The sequence below is a fragment of the Pseudonocardia sp. GCM10023141 genome, assembly GCF_042653605.1.
This window is the reverse complement of record NZ_JBHSIR010000041.1, coordinates 1-13831: the sequence shown is the minus strand read 5'-3', so window position 1 is coordinate 13831 and position 13831 is coordinate 1. Positions and strand designations below refer to the sequence as shown.

General features: G+C 70.4%; 19 protein-coding genes and 1 pseudogene. 10 read left to right on the top strand and 10 right to left on the bottom strand.

Annotated features, from left to right (window positions below):
* Positions 1 to 199 precede the first annotated feature (199 nt).
* The 4 genes from ACFPFQ_RS24450 to ACFPFQ_RS24435 form a co-directional block, all read right to left on the bottom strand.
* The gene (locus ACFPFQ_RS24450) at positions 200 to 1147 is read right to left on the bottom strand and encodes a transposase (protein ID WP_379622696.1); all 948 of its coding nucleotides are present in this window, start codon (positions 1145 to 1147) and stop codon (positions 200 to 202) included.
* 80 nt (positions 1148 to 1227) lie between these two features.
* Positions 1228 to 2001 (bottom strand): IS21-like element helper ATPase IstB, encoded by a 774-nt coding sequence (gene istB, locus ACFPFQ_RS24445; protein ID WP_379622694.1) that lies wholly within the window; start codon positions 1999 to 2001, stop codon positions 1228 to 1230.
* Positions 1998 to 3482, bottom strand: coding sequence for an IS21 family transposase (gene istA, locus ACFPFQ_RS24440; protein WP_379622692.1), 1485 nt, complete (start codon positions 3480 to 3482; stop codon positions 1998 to 2000). Before istA ends, istB begins: the two co-directional genes overlap by 4 nt.
* A gap of 14 nt (positions 3483 to 3496) precedes the next feature.
* On the bottom strand, positions 3497 to 4381 hold the full coding sequence (locus ACFPFQ_RS24435) for a hypothetical protein (RefSeq protein ID WP_379622690.1): 885 nt from the start codon (positions 4379 to 4381) through the stop codon (positions 3497 to 3499).
* Between the two features lie 158 nt (positions 4382 to 4539).
* On the opposite strand from ACFPFQ_RS24435, the gene ACFPFQ_RS24430 reads away from it, so the two are divergent.
* From ACFPFQ_RS24430 to ACFPFQ_RS24420, 3 genes are all read left to right on the top strand, one after another.
* On the top strand, positions 4540 to 4788 hold the full coding sequence (locus ACFPFQ_RS24430; RefSeq protein ID WP_379622688.1) for a hypothetical protein: 249 nt from the start codon (positions 4540 to 4542) through the stop codon (positions 4786 to 4788).
* An 88-nt stretch (positions 4789 to 4876) separates the two neighbouring features.
* Positions 4877 to 5119, top strand: a complete 243-nt coding sequence (locus ACFPFQ_RS24425) for an SRPBCC family protein (RefSeq protein ID WP_379622687.1) — start codon at positions 4877 to 4879, stop codon at positions 5117 to 5119.
* Between the two features lie 388 nt (positions 5120 to 5507).
* Positions 5508 to 5672: a hypothetical protein gene (locus tag ACFPFQ_RS24420; RefSeq protein ID WP_379622685.1), complete on the top strand. Its 165-nt coding sequence runs from the start codon at positions 5508 to 5510 to the stop codon at positions 5670 to 5672.
* Between the two features lie 292 nt (positions 5673 to 5964).
* Here the strand turns inward: ACFPFQ_RS24420 and ACFPFQ_RS24415 are convergent, their stop codons facing one another.
* From ACFPFQ_RS24415 to merA, 5 genes are read right to left on the bottom strand one after another with little or no spacing between them, the layout of a single operon-like run.
* Complete coding sequence (locus tag ACFPFQ_RS24415) at positions 5965 to 6264, bottom strand: hypothetical protein (protein ID WP_379622683.1); 300 nt, start codon at positions 6262 to 6264, stop codon at positions 5965 to 5967.
* 34 nt (positions 6265 to 6298) lie between these two features.
* Positions 6299 to 6766, bottom strand: a complete 468-nt coding sequence (locus ACFPFQ_RS24410; protein ID WP_379622681.1) for a CBS domain-containing protein — start codon at positions 6764 to 6766, stop codon at positions 6299 to 6301.
* A 3-nt stretch (positions 6767 to 6769) separates the two neighbouring features.
* Positions 6770 to 6973: a rhodanese-like domain-containing protein gene (locus ACFPFQ_RS24405; protein ID WP_379622679.1), complete on the bottom strand. Its 204-nt coding sequence runs from the start codon at positions 6971 to 6973 to the stop codon at positions 6770 to 6772.
* Between the two features lie 29 nt (positions 6974 to 7002).
* Positions 7003 to 7641: an organomercurial lyase MerB gene (gene merB, locus ACFPFQ_RS24400; RefSeq protein WP_379622677.1), complete on the bottom strand. Its 639-nt coding sequence runs from the start codon at positions 7639 to 7641 to the stop codon at positions 7003 to 7005.
* Positions 7642 to 7693: 52 nt separating this feature from the next.
* Positions 7694 to 9139: a mercury(II) reductase gene (gene merA / locus ACFPFQ_RS24395; protein ID WP_379622675.1), complete on the bottom strand. Its 1446-nt coding sequence runs from the start codon at positions 9137 to 9139 to the stop codon at positions 7694 to 7696.
* Between the two features lie 124 nt (positions 9140 to 9263).
* On the opposite strand from merA, the gene ACFPFQ_RS24390 reads away from it, so the two are divergent.
* The 5 genes and pseudogenes from ACFPFQ_RS24390 (at position 9264) to ACFPFQ_RS24370 (ending at position 11495) form a co-directional block, all read left to right on the top strand.
* Positions 9264 to 9665, top strand: a complete 402-nt coding sequence (locus ACFPFQ_RS24390) for an ArsR/SmtB family transcription factor (RefSeq protein ID WP_379622673.1) — start codon at positions 9264 to 9266, stop codon at positions 9663 to 9665.
* Between the two features lie 15 nt (positions 9666 to 9680).
* On the top strand, positions 9681 to 9998 hold the full coding sequence (locus tag ACFPFQ_RS24385; protein WP_379622671.1) for a hypothetical protein: 318 nt from the start codon (positions 9681 to 9683) through the stop codon (positions 9996 to 9998).
* Between the two features lie 297 nt (positions 9999 to 10295).
* Entirely contained in the window at positions 10296 to 10577 is a 282-nt protein-coding gene (locus tag ACFPFQ_RS24380) for a hypothetical protein (RefSeq protein ID WP_379622669.1), read from the top strand.
* A gap of 77 nt (positions 10578 to 10654) precedes the next feature.
* Positions 10655 to 10825 (top strand): annotated as a pseudogene (locus ACFPFQ_RS24375) (hypothetical protein); the annotation flags it as partial.
* A gap of 187 nt (positions 10826 to 11012) precedes the next feature.
* Positions 11013 to 11495 (top strand): hypothetical protein, encoded by a 483-nt coding sequence (locus tag ACFPFQ_RS24370; protein ID WP_379622767.1) that lies wholly within the window; start codon positions 11013 to 11015, stop codon positions 11493 to 11495.
* A 59-nt stretch (positions 11496 to 11554) separates the two neighbouring features.
* Here the strand turns inward: ACFPFQ_RS24370 and ACFPFQ_RS24365 are convergent, their stop codons facing one another.
* Positions 11555 to 11890, bottom strand: a complete 336-nt coding sequence (locus ACFPFQ_RS24365) for a nuclear transport factor 2 family protein (protein WP_379622667.1) — start codon at positions 11888 to 11890, stop codon at positions 11555 to 11557.
* Between the two features lie 159 nt (positions 11891 to 12049).
* Here ACFPFQ_RS24365 and ACFPFQ_RS24360 point away from each other — a divergent pair, with 159 nt between their 5' ends.
* Together ACFPFQ_RS24360 and ACFPFQ_RS24355 are read left to right on the top strand one after the other, a co-directional pair.
* A complete protein-coding gene (locus ACFPFQ_RS24360) occupies positions 12050 to 12625 on the top strand; it encodes a hypothetical protein (RefSeq protein WP_379622665.1) in 576 nt (191 codons plus the stop codon).
* On the top strand, positions 12615 to 13811 hold the full coding sequence (locus ACFPFQ_RS24355) for an ATP-binding protein (protein WP_379622663.1): 1197 nt from the start codon (positions 12615 to 12617) through the stop codon (positions 13809 to 13811). Before ACFPFQ_RS24360 ends, ACFPFQ_RS24355 begins: the two co-directional genes overlap by 11 nt.
* The last annotated feature ends 20 nt before the right edge of the window (positions 13812 to 13831 follow it).

Here is a 13831-nt window from a genome sequence, read left to right as displayed (position 1 = left end):
GGACGATCGCCGGTGCGGACTCGATCGCCGTTCTGTTCGAACTCCCACCCGGCAGCACCCTGGCCCAATACGACTCCGCGATGGACCTGCGTTCCGCGTAATTCAGGTGGCCTAGAGGCCATGATCTAGGGCTTGACCTGGGGATACGCGTAGAGACACGCCGGAGGGGCGTGTCTCTAGGTGGTGGTGTTGGGGCTGGTCAGCGGCTTGTGGGGGCGAGTTCGATCATCTGCTTGGGGGTGGGGATCGCGAGCTTGGCGAACAGGTCCTGTTGGGGCTTGGACAGGTCGCTGCGCTGGCGGAACAGGCCGGTGGGGCCGGTGAAGGTGCCGACGTGGAGGCGCTGGAGATCGCGGCGGATGTTGTGCCAGGTATCGCCGGTGGTGGTCTCGATGATGCGGATGAGCAGCAGCGCGAGCCAGCACAACACGACGTGGGCGCGGATGCGTTCTTCGAGGCGGTGACAGACCGGGCGCAGGTCGAGGATCTGCTTCATATCGCGCCAGCCGCGTTCGACTTCCAGCAGCTGCTTGTAGCCCACGGCGATGTCGGCGGCGCTCAGGTGCGGGTCTGAGCAGCGCAGCAGGTACTTCCCGTCCAGGTTCGCCTCGGCCTTGATCTTCGCCTTGTCGATGCGCAGCAACCCACCGGGAGTGACCCGTAGGAACCGGTGCAGACCGGGCTTGGTCGAGATCTTCCCGCGCAGCTCGCCGCGTTTCATGACGCTCAGCGTGTCCGAGCCGTCGATGAGCTCCTGGAGTTGAGCGATGAGTTGGGTACGGATGTGCGCGTCGCGCTCGGCCCCGTCGGGGTTGTGGCAGATCACGAACCGCTCGGTCTCGGACACCTTCACCTCCTTGACCCGCATGTTCGCCGCGATGGTGGTGTAGCGGCCTTGGCGCGACAGGGCCGCCTTGATCTCCGGGCTGTCGGAGCGCAGCTTCTCGCCGATGATGTAGGCGTGATCGCCTTGTCGCAGGTAGCGGCGGTTACGTTCGGAGGAGAACCCGCGGTCGGCGACCCACACGATCTTCGACAGGGTCCAGTCCCGCATGTCGTCCTTGACCTGGCGGATCAGCGCGGAGTCGCCTGTGTTGCCTGGCCAGCACCACACCCGCACCGGGATCCCGTCGCGGGTCACGGCCATCCCGATCACGATCTGGTGTCCGCGTACGACCTCATGTGCCGAGGCCGGTACGACCTGACGTGCCGAGGCTGGCGGGCCGATCATGCCACGGTGGTGCTACCTCCTTCGATCGCGGTGAGTCGGTGTTTCAACCGATAGCTCGGACCGTTGATCGAGAGCACTTCACAATGATGAAGTACGCGATCGAGAATCGCCGTGGCGAGGACATCGTCACAGAAGACCTGGCCCCATTCGCTGAAGCTCTTGTTCGAGGTCAGGATGATCGGCCCCGTCTCGTATCTTTTGGAGATCATCTGAAAGACGAGGTTGGCGTCAGACCGGTCAAGCGGAAGATACCCCACTTCGTCGACGACAAGAATTGCCGGGCGCGTGTAGGTGCGCATCTTGCGGTTGAGCCGGCCGAGTTCCTCGGCGGCGCGCAGCTGTCGAACCATGTCGTCGAGACTGGTGAAGTAGACCGAGTAGCCGGCCCGGCAGGCCGACACCGCCAACGCGACCGCGAGATGTGTCTTTCCGACTCCCGGGGGACCCAGTAGGGCAACATTGCTCTTCGTCTCGATGAACGACAGACTGGCCAGATCGCGAACCTTACGGGTGTCGAGGTCGGGCTGGAAAGCGAACTCGAACTCATCGAGGGTCTTGTGGTGGGGCAGCTTCGACAACCTCAGGGCTTGCCGGAAACGTCGTCCTTCGCGGATCCCGAGTTCCTCCTCGACGATGAGGTCGAGGAAATCGAGGTATCCCAGCTGTTCGACATCGGCGCGTTTGACCAGCTGCTCGAGACTGGCCGCCAGGTGCGGCAACCCTAGTTTGGTGGCGTGAGATTTGATGCGGGCGGTGGTCAGTTCCGTCATGAAGCTGTTCCGTTCCGATTGTCATCAGGGTGGTCGCCGCGGCGTGTAGTGAGCCCGGCGGCGTCGTCGTAGGCGGTCAGCGAACGCCGCCCCACCGGGACTTGAGCGGCCGCTGAGCGGGTCAGCAGCCCGGCGAGCGGGTTCGGCTCGGGCTCCGCTGTTCGGATCGGCAGTGGGTCGCTGACCCGGTCGGTGGTGGCCCGTCCGGTGCCATCGGGCAACCCGTCCCAGTGCCGCTGGTCCACGACCCAGCTGCCCCGGCGCGCGGCGCGGGCGTGCACCGCCAGCAGCGACGACCCGTCCGGCTCGGCGGCGAGGGTGTGGATCGCCACGGTCGCCGGCGTGACGCGCACTTCCACGGTCTGACCAGGTCGGACCCGACGAGCCGGGGTCGAGTACAGACTGGCAGCGAACGACACCAGGCAGTCCTTCCCGACCCGACGCAGATGCCGATCGGCCACCAGATACGGAGTCTCGGGCAGCGCCCGCAGCACGGCGTGGTCACGTTGGGCGCGGACCCCGATCACCTCCCCGTGGGTGCGGTGCACCTGGCGGCGCCGCAGAACCGACCAGGCCCCGAACGCGTGATCAAGCTCGTCAAGACGGTCAAAGCTCCGCCCGGCCAGCACGTGATCGCGCACGATGTCGACCTGACGCTCGACCCGACCCTTCCCGGTCGGCCGATAGGCGGCCAGCACATCGATATCGAAGTCGTAGTGCCCGGCGAACGCGACCGCTTCCGGGTGCAGCGGAACCGCTTTACCGGGTGCGACGTGCCGCCGCACCACCGTCTTGGTCCGGTCATACACAATCGAGGCCGGCACCCCACCGAAATGTGCGAACCCGCGCCGGTGGCAGTCCCAGAACACCTCGAGGTCCATCGAGGTGGTGTAACAGCAGAACGGATCCCGCGAATAGGACAACACCATGTGGAACGAGTACACTCTCTCGATCCCAACATGGGCGAGCACGTCGCCTTCGTCGCCCCAGTCGACCTGGGCTTGGGCGCCCGGGGTCACTTCGAAACGTCGGTGCAGATCGGCCAACGCATCCGCATCGATGCCCAGCTCGGCGCGGACCCGTGGTCGAGCCTCGGTCAGATACATTTTCACCCGCTGATAGTGGCCGGTGAACCCGTACTGGTCGACGAGTCGTTCATGAATCACCGAACCCTTCAACGTGATGTCTTTCCGCAGCCACGAGTCCACCACCTCGGCGAACGCGTCCATTACTCGAGGCTGGGTGCCTCGTCGCGGCGGAGCCACCGGCGGTGTCATCTTCTCCTCGGCGAGATATTTCTTCACGGTCCGCCAGTGATGCCCGGTCTCCCGGGCGATCGCCGAGATACTTACGCCCGCATCATGCAGGGCTCGGAAACGGCGCAGATCCATCCATTCCTCCGGATTCAGGATCATGACGTGCGGACCACCCCTCAGGTCGCCGGCACGCTCGGCCGACTCGCCCCGAAGGGTGATCAACACTCAGTTCAACACGGTCACGACACGCCGGGACCTCGGCACGTCAAGCCGTACGCCGCTGAGCAGGTGAGGTCGTACGCGGACATCTGGGGAAGGTCATTGCGGGAGTCCTTCGACTTGCCGTAGGTCCGGAACCCGACGTGGTCGTCTCCGCCGTCGGTGGCCGCGCCGTCCTTGGCCGCGGTGTCGTCGGTGGCGGTGTCGTCGGTGGCGGTGTCGTCGGTGGGTCGGGGGTGGCCGTGTTCGTCGCGGGTCACGGGCTCGTCGGGGTTTTCGAGTTCGAAGTAGGTGGAGGTGGTGTCGAAGAACAGCAGGTCGACTTCGAGGTTGAGCAGGTTCGCGACCTGGGCGAACACTCCGGCCTCGAGCTTGTCGCGGACGTCGTGGAGCCAGTCCATCGCCCGGTAGCAGGCGTCGTCGGAGGTGGCGGGCAACCCGTCGATGTGCACGTCGTGGTTGATCCAGTCCGCCGCGGCCAGCTTCGACGACGGCGCGAGTGCCCGGTTGGCGACCAGCCCGAACAGCACCCGCTCGGTGGTCTCGACATCGCGGGGTCGGCCGCGGCGCGGCGCGGCGCGCAGGCCGTGCAGCACGGTGTCGATACCCAGGCGGTGCCACAGCGCGTCGAGGGTGAACGTGCCCCCGAACGAGCGGGACTCGCAGAACGCCAACTCCGGGGTTGAGCCGATGGTGGCGGCCAGCGCGTCGGCCGGGTCGAGCAGCCGAGACAGCGACCCGACCAGCCTCTTGACCGCGTCGCGGTCGAGTTGGTCGGCGCGGCCGAACCCGTAGAGGATCTTCGGGACCGACCGGCCGGCGACCGGGTCCCACTCGCTGTGCGCCAGGTGCAGGTAGTGGACCGGGCCGTTCTTCGTCTTCCGCACCGTCGTCTTCACGAACATGGCTCTAGACGCTACACCATTAAACGGCTCTCTAGCAGCTCGGACTATATTAGACGTTTCTCTAGGCACTTCTCGGCTCAGTGGCGACCTGCACAGCGATGACCTCGGGCTTCATCCAACCAGGATCTCTAGACGAGCCGAATTACGCGGAACGCAGGATGGAGGCCGCCGGTGACGCCGCGCTGCACCAACCGGCGCGGCTCTACCACGTGTGCTATCGCACCGACACCGGCTTCGGCGTCCGGGACGTGTGGGACTCCGAGGAAGCCTTCGCCGCGTTCGGCGAAATCCTCGGCCCGGCCAGCGCAAAGGCCGGAATCGCGCCCACCCCGCACGTCTACCCGGCCCGTCAGATCATCACCCAGGCCGGCGAACGCCAGCTCCCCGCCTCGGCCCAGGCACACTGAGCCGCCCGACCCCGCCGGGGCGACCCAGGTGGGTCGCCCCGGCACGGCCGACTCCCACCCCAGCCCCGTCTCCCACCGGAGTCATCTGATGTTCAGCTTCGACCACAGCATCACCATCGACCGGCCCGTCGCCGAGGTCTTCGCCTACACCGCCGACCCGCACAACATCCCGCGCTGGCGACCTGAGGTCCTTGAGGTCCGCGGCGCGCGCAGCTTCCTTTCTCGACCGGATCCACCTTCTCCGAGATCGTGGCGTTTCTCGGAAGGAAGGAGTTCGGCATTATCGTGCGCGACTGGGCGCCCGACCACCAGGTGGTGCTGGAGAACCTGACCGGCCCGGGGTACGCCCCACCCAACGCCTCGAGTTCACCCCCACCGCGACAGGAACCCGCGTCGACATCCACGTCGACGCCGTCACCTCCGGGATGTTCCGACTCATGGAATCGCTGCTCCCGCGCCAGCTACACAAGAAATGGGTCGGCTACCTCGACACTCTCAAACAAGCCGTCGAAGACCAGCACGCGCACAGCTGACGATGACGACAGCAACGATGCGAGGCCTTCCGCGCGCCCGCGACGTCCGAGGTGTGGCCGACGGGCACGGTCGCGACCGGCCGGTGCGGCGCACGGACGTCAAAGCCGAGCCGGGTCTCCTGGTAGCCGGCGTTCGCGGGACCGATCCGGGGCAGCTTCGTTGCGCGCACGTGCTCCATCAGGACCGTGGTTCGGTCAGCCATCCCGGCACGACACATCGCGTCCGTATGGCGCTGGGAGAACCACGCCACGCACCGCTGCAAGGTCACCGCGATCTTCGACGAGCTCGACGACCAGGTTGTCGAGGCGATCTCGAAGCCGATTCGCGGCGGTGGAGTTCGTGTGCAGTAGAACACCGACCGGGTAAGCGCCGCCGCGGCATACGAGCACGACGGGGACGCGATGCTGAACGGACCAGGACATTCGGGCCGGTCAGATCCATTGCGAGATGGGCCGGCCCACGGCGCCCACGTCTACCTCGGTCAGGCCAAGATGGCGAGCGCGAGGAAACCCACGACCGCGCAGAGCCGTCCGACCGAGGCGATCACGTGCACGGTGCGCGCGAACTGAACTGTCGCACCCGCGGCGTCATCACACCGCCACGATGCGGCACCGCCCGAGCAGAACCGCGACTGGCCCAGGTCTATGGGAGGTACCGGTCGATGCGGCGCAGCAGGGCTGCGAGCGGGCCGTGTTCGTGCCAGCCGCGGCTGATCACGGCCTCGCGCACCGTGCCGATCAGGCCGCGGGCCCGGCTCGCCGGGCTGGAGTTTCCGGTGTCGCGGTGGGCGGTGGCGCGGCGTTTGAGGAACACCGCGCAGCCCAGGCAGACCCCGATCTCGGGGTGTTGCCCGAGGCGGGTCAACTCGGTCTCGGGGTAGGGCCGCCCGCAACACCAGCAGGCCGGGACAGACGCCGGTTCGTGCTGGGCTTGGGCGCTCATCATGGGACACCTCCACGCGGGTGGGCCTCGGCCGTCAGTGCAGGTCGCTGGGGTGGACGGTACCCAACAGGTGCCCTTCCGGGTCGGTGACGACGGCGTAGGTGAGATGGCGCTCCGCCAGCCGCTGCCCGATCTCCCGGACCGGTTCGTGGGGGCGCAGGGTGGAAGGCCCGGGTTCCATCACCTCACCGGCCGGGCGGTCGAGATCGGCGCTGGCGAGGACCGAGGGCCGCAGCCGCCCGAGCAGCGTGACCTGGTCGGCGGCCAGGACCAGCGCGAAGCCGTATCGGCTCGCCGTGACCCGGGCCCGGACCGCGGCCACCGGTTCATCGAGGGACGCGGTCGCGACGTCGTCGCGGAGCCGGGCGCCGATCGTCGGCGCGCCGGCGGCTGTGCCCTCGACGGGCAGGTTGTGGGCCAGCCAGTCGACCTTCCCGGGCACGTAGTCGAAGACGTGGGTGAAGCCGAGCGCTGCGAGCCGGCACGCGGCTCGTGGGCTCATATCTCAAAGGCCGTCCCAGCAGTACACGATCACCGGCCGCACCCGGTCGAGCCCGGCCGTCGTGGCGGCGTCGAGGGTCTTGAGCGGGATGCTCACCGCACCGGGCAGGTGCATCTCGTCGTACTCCTGCGCGGGCAGCACCTCGACCAACTGGGCGCCCTGATCGAGCAGCGTTCGCAGGGCGGGTAGGGCGATCGGTGTGGGCACCGGGACCTCCTGGCAGTGGATGAGTGGGTTCAGCAGTAGGACGTGCCGACGCCGACGAGCAGGGTGGCGGTGAGCCGGCGGCCGAGGTCGAACGCCTCGCGCACCGGCAGCACCGAGGCGTCAGGGTGCTCGCGCAGCCACGGCTCCGCGGCCGTGGCGGAGGCGAAGAAGTGGACCTGGTTGCAGAACGCGGAGCGCACCGAGGTGACCCCGTCCGGGGTGAGGATCGAGACCACCGCGGCGGCCGGCTCGATGCTCGCCACCCGTTGCGGGTCGACGTCGAGGTGGATCGGCGTGCCGGTGGCGTGGCACGGCGAGCTGACCCGCGCCGCCCGGTCGAGGACGGCGGGGAAGATCAGCGTGTCCAGTGCGCACCACGTGTAGAGCCGGTGCCCGTCGACCTCGAAGGAGTGCGGGGTCGGGTTCACCGTGATGCCGTGCCCGACCACCCGGCCGTACGCGTCGTACTCGGTGTCGGTCAGCGCGCCCAGCCCGGCCCTGACCTCGGCCAGGTTGTGGCCGGTCGCGGCGGCGAGTTCGTCGAGGGTGACCGGGGCGGCGCGGGCCAGCGCGCGCAGCAGCGCCGGCCACAGCCACGGCAGCGCCGCCGCACGGCCGCCCAGCGATCCGGACAGTTGGGTGGCGAGCTGGTCGACATCCGTGCTCATCGTCGCGAGATCCCTTCCGGGGGTGTGCGGATCGGTGCTGGCCAGGCCGGGGTCAGCCGGCGCAGCAGGACAGCTTGGATACGTCGGTGGTGAAGGTTTGGGCGGCGAGTTTGAGCCCTTCGGCCATGGTCAGGTACGGGCACCACAGGCTGGCCATCTGTGCCACGGTCATCTGGTTGGCCAGGGCGTAGACCGCGGCGGCGATGACGTCCCCGGCGCCCTCGGCCAGCACGTGCGCGCCGAGCAACCGCCCGGTGCCGGTCTCGGCGACGAGTTTGATCGCGCCGCGGGTGTCGCGGTTGGCCAGCGCCCGCGGGACCGCGGAGAGCGGCAGGACCCGGCACTCGCAGTCCAGCCCGGCCTCGACGGCGGCGGACTCGGTTATCCCGGCCGAGGCCAGCGCGGGGGTGGTGAAGGTGACCGCGGGCAGGCCTGTGTAGTCCAGCGTGCGGTCGGCGCCGTGCAGGGCGTTGTCGGCGACCAGGGTGCCGTGCGCGGCGGCGACGTAGACGTACTGCGGGTGCCCGGTGACGTCCCCGCCCGCCCAGATCCGCGGGTTCGTGGTGCGCAGCTGCTCGTCGACGACGACCTCGCCACGGTCGCCGGTCTTCACCCCGACCGCGTCCAGCCCCAGGCCCGTGGTGACCGGGCGCCGCCCGGCGGCCAGCAGCAGCCGCTGCCCCCGCACCTCCCGCCCTGTCGTGGTGGTGACCACGACACCGCCGTCCTCGTCGATGACGGCCAGAGCGCGCTCCCGGACGACGGTGATGCCGTCGTCGGTGAACACCCCCGCCAGGATGTCGGCGAGCTCGGGCTCGGCGTGCGGGGCGAACCGGCCCACCAGGGTGACCCGGGCGCCGAGGTGCGCGAACAGCTGCGCCTGCTCCAACCCCACATAGCCCGCACCGATCACCACCAGCGATTCGGGCAGCTCGGTCTGCTCCATCGCCGTGGTCGAGGTCAGGTAGTCGACCTCCTCAAGGCCGTCGAGGTCGGGGGTGTGCGGGGCGGAGCCGGTGGCGATCAGGTAGTGCGCGGCCTCGATCCGGCGACGTCCGCCGGCGTCGAGGTCCACCTCCAGCACCGGGCCGTCGTCGGTGCCCCCGTTGTCGGTGGCGGCGAAGCGGGCGGTGCCGTGCAGGATCGGCCAGCCGTACGCGGTGGCCAGGTCGGTGTACTTCTCCGCCCGCAACCCCTGAACCAGTGCGGTTTTGCCCGCGATCAGCGCGGCCATGTCGACCGGGCCGGCGCTGGTCGCGACGCCCGGGAAGGCCTGGATGGCGGCGTGGCGGGCGCCGGCGGCGGCGAGCAGCGCCTTGGACGGCACACACCCGGTATTCACGCACGTCCCTCCGGTGGTGCCCTGCTCGACCATCACCAGCCGCGCACCCGAGGTGCTGGCGGCGATCGCGGCGGCGAACCCGGCCCCGCCCGACCCCACGATCACCAGGTCGAACTCGACGCCGCCGCCGGTACCGCCGTCGTTGTCGCTGCCCATCGCGCCGCCCTTCCTCTTACGAACCCGATACAGCGAGGTATCCGCTCACGCGGATGCCACAATGTCTACCCTAGTATCCGGGGATCCGGATGTGACAGGTCCCGGACGGGAAGGGCGGTAGGCGATGACGAACCGAGCAAAGACCGACCAGTCGGCCGCGCCGCATCAGGGCGGGGTGGCGTTGTTGCCGGTCGAGGCGGGAGGGGTGGAGATGGTGGCCAAGTTCTTCCGCGCGCTGGGCGACCCGGCCCGGTTGCGGCTGCTGGAGTTCCTGCTCGACGACGAGCACACCGTCACCGAGTGCGTCGAGCACATCGGGCTGTCCCAGGGCCGGGTCTCCACCCATCTGGGGTGCCTGTCGGACTGCGGCTACGTCTCGGTGCGCCGCGCCGGCCGGTTCGCCTACTACCGGGTCGCGGACCCGCGGGTGGCCGATCTGGTGGTGCTGGCCCGTTCACTGGCCGCGGACAACGCAGCCGCGCTGGCCGCCTGCATGCGCATCCCCTCCGCCGACCCGACCGGCTGACGGGAGCCCCACCCGATGTTCCGTCCGAACCCCCAGCGCAGCGACACGCGTTCCGCGCTGGGCACCGCCGCGCTGCTGCTGGTGCCGGTGCTGTGCTGCGCCGGGCCTGCGCTGCTCGGCGTGGCCACCCTCACCGCCACCGCGGGCGTGATCGGTGCCTGGCTGCTCAACCCGTGGCTGCTCGGCGCCGCCGGCCTGCTCACGCTCGCCGCGCTCGGGTGGCGGCTGCGGCCGCGCGCGACCTCCTCGCTGAGGCCCGCGGCCTGCCCACCCGAGCATCCTGCTCAGTCCGTCGACACCGACCGATCCCCGATCTCGCACCAGGAGCGTTGAGATGCCCCCCACCTCCACCGACAAGCCCACCGCGGCGACCCGGCGCTCGACCCGGCGCCGGACCCTGTGGCTGGCCGGCGCCCTCGTCGTGGTGCTGGCCGTGGCCGCGGTCCTCTACACCGCCCTCACCCCGGCCAGCAGCGCCGACGGTGCCGCCGGCGCCGGCTCGGCCGGTGGTCCTGTGTCGTTCACCGCCGCCACGATGTCCGGGCAGCCGGTCGCGGTGCCCGGCGGCAAACCCAGCGTGCTGCTGTTCTTCGGCGTGAACTGCGGCGGCTGTGGCCCGACCTCGACCGCGTGGCCCAGATCCAGCAGCAGAACCCGGGCGCGGCCAACGTCGTCGGCGTCGACATCACCCCCGGCGAGACCGACAGCGACGTCCGCGGGTTCCTCACCACCAACCACGCCACCGGCCTGGGCTACAGCTTCGACCACGACACCCGGCTGATCACCGCGCTCGGGGTCACCCAGCTGACCACCGTGATCGTGCTCAACCCCTCCGGCGCACCGACCTGGCGCGCGGTCGAACCCACCCGCGAGCAGGTCCAGACCGAACTGACGAAGCTGACGGCGCAGTGACCGGGCTGCTGGCCCTGGCCTTCGGCGCCGGGCTGCTCGCCCCGGTCAACCCGTGCGGGTTCGGGCTGCTCCCCGCGATGCTCACCGCCACCCTTGGCCACCCCGACAACGCGCAGCGCCGCGGTGTCGCGGCCCGGCTGGCCGGCGGCCTACGGGCCGGGCTTGCCCTCACCGTCGGGTTCACCGCCACCTTCCTCGTGATCGGGATCGGGCTCACCGCCGGGATCCGGTCCCTGATCACCGTGGTCCCCTGGATCGCCGCCGGCATCGGCGCGATCCTCGTGCTGGCCGGGTTGGCGTTGCTCGCCGGTCGGCACCTGCCCGTCACGCTGCCCGGCCGACAGCCCGGCCACACCGCGGTCGCGGGCGGGGTCGGGCGGATCGTGGTCTTCGGCGCCGGCTACGCCGTCGCGTCGGCGTCCTGCACCCTCGCGGGTGCTGCTCGCCGTGGTCACCCAGGCCGCGGCCACCACCCTGGTCGGGGCCGTCGCGGTGTTCGCGGCCTACGCCGCCGGCTCCGCGCTGCTGCTGATCACCCTCGCGGTGTTGGCCTCGTTCGCCGGGCACACCCTGGCCGCCGCGCTGCAGCGGGTCGCCCGCTACGCCGGGCGGATCGCCGGCGCGCTGCTCGCCGTGTCCGGGGCCTACCTGCTCGTCTACTGGCTGCCTCAGCTGCTCGGCACACCGCGGCTCGGCGACGCCGGACTGGCCGGGCTCGCCGGGCGGGTGGCCACCGCCATCACCGAGCACCAACTCGCCGTCACGCTCACCGCCGCCGCCCTCGTGATCATCGCCGCCGCCGCGGTGATCCGGACCCGACACACCCCCACCGATGCACCTCCGACCCCCGAGGACTGCTGCCCGGCCGAGGACTCGACGGCCACCACCCCGATGGCGCCGGAACACACGACCCGGTAACCCGGCACCTCGACCGGTCAGGTCACGCCGGCGAGCCCGGCTGCGTGGGAGCGGTCGACTCAGTCCTGGATGTGTGAGACCCGCCCGTCCCCGGTAGTGATCACCTTGTAGGCGGGTTGATCGCGCGGCACGTCGTCGGTAAGGACACCCTCCGGGGCGCTGACCGCGAGCCCGACCAGCACACACGACCCGGCCACTCGGGACTCGACCACCTCGGCCCGAACCCCGGCGGCGACCTGCCGACGCATCAGATCAAGGACCTCGCCGCGATCGTGGCAGGCGGCGCGGGCATCGACCGCATGCCAGCTAAGCCCGGGGTCCATCAGCGCGGCCAGCGCATCCAGGTCGTTCGCAGTGAACGCGTCGATCACCTGCTGGGTGACGTGCTCGGTCATCGACGCTCTCCGTCCGGCCCCGGGTGGGCGACGTCGCGATGATGGTCGCCCGCCCTGCCGCGCGCAACGGACTTCAGCTCCGATCCCAGCAACAGCTCCGTGACGAACCCCGAAGGGACAACAATCGGGGTCGACGAGCCCGGGACAGGAGCACACCCCATGGCAATACTTCCCGCCGACGATCCGGTCGCCGTGGCGCTCGGGCAGGCCATCCGGGCCGGCGACTCCACGGCGCTGCAGCGCCTGCCCGCCGAGGATCCCGGGCGGGCGTTGGTCCACATCCAGGGCCGCAACGGCAGCACCCGGACCCCGCTGCACATCGCGACCGACTGGCCCGGCTACTTCCCGCGCGACTCGGCCGTCGTGGGCCTGCTCATCGATGCCGGCGCCGACCCCAACGCACCGGTCACCGGATCTGATCACGCCGAGACCCCGCTGCACTGGGACGCCAGCGGCGACGCGTCCATCGCCAGCGGCTGGTCGATGGTGGGCGGCCGGCGGCAGCGCAGCTACGAGCTGACAACGGCGGGGCGGGCGGTGCTGGGCGAGCAGCGCTCCGCCTGGCGGGAGTTCGCGCACCCCGTCAGCGCCCTGATGGACCCGTGGGGCGTGTCCGGCGACGGCGTGAGACCGCCGTCGGGTCGACAGCCGCAGGAACTGGCGGGGTGGTCGAGGAGTACCTGGCCACAGTCGCGGCGCGGTGAACGATCTCGCTGGTCGGCAGATGCTGGCTGACCGGGTCGTGGGGCGGACCACTGAGTTGGCCGCAATTGGTTTCCTGCTCGATGCCGCGGCCGCCGGCCGGGGCGGGTTGTTGGCGCTGGAGGGCGAGGCGGGGGTTGGTAAGAGCTGTCTGGCCCGGGCTGCGGTGCGCTCGGCCACCGGGCGCGGCCTGACGGTGGCCTGTGGGCGGGCATCCTCAGGACCGTCGGTCCCGTTCCGGGCGATCGCGGAGGCGCTGCTGGGGCTGGAGCGGGCCGGTGGGCTGCCGGCTGAGCTGCCCTCGGTGGGGGCGCTGGCCCGGGTGGTCCCGCGGTGGGGGGCGGTGCGCAGCGAACCGTCGCTGGTCGAGGTGGCCGAAGCCATGCTGCGCCTGCTCGCCCGGATGGGGGACGCGGTGCTTTTGGTGCTCGAGGACCTGCACTGGGCCGACCCCGAGACGCTCGCCGTGGTCGAGTACCTCGGTGACAACCTGGCCGGTCAGCCGATCGCCGTACTGGCCACAGTACGACCGGAACCGCCGTCCGCGGCGGCGCTGATCGGGCGGTTGGCCGCCCGCCGCTCGGCGGTGCACCTGGGTCTGGCCACCCTGGCCCCCCACGAGGTGCTGGCCCTGGCCCGAGCGTGCCTTGAGCTCGACACGTTCGATGCCCTCGGCGCCGGCGCCGGCGCCGGCGCCCTGCCCGCAGGGGTGGACGAGCTGCTGGAGAGGGCCGAGGGGCTGCCGCTGCTCGTCGAGGATCTCCTCGGTGCGGCGGCCCGCTCGGGCGCGTTGTGCCAGGACGACGCGGGCACATGGCGGATGGTGCAGCCGCCCGACCCGTACCTGCCGGTGCGCTTCGCGGACACCGTGTCGGATCGCCTCGCGACGTTGGACGCCGACGCCCGCGAGGTCCTCGGGGTCGCGGCGATCCTGGGCCGCCGATTCGATGACGCGCTGCTGGGCGCGATCACCGGGCTGGGCGAGGACGCGGTGCTGGCCGCGCTACAGGCCGGGTACCGCACCCAATTGTTGACCCGCGCCGGTACCGCGTTCGAGTTCCGTCATGCGCTGACCCGGGACGTGGTGCTCGACGCGCTGCTGCCGCCGGTCCGGGCCCGGCTGAGCCGCGCCGCGGCCGATGCCCTGGAAACCACCGCGCAGGACGGGGACTGTCGCCGACTCGTGAAGGCTGACCCCCTGACGGCGCCGGAAAACTGACCCCTCTGAACGCTCGAGGG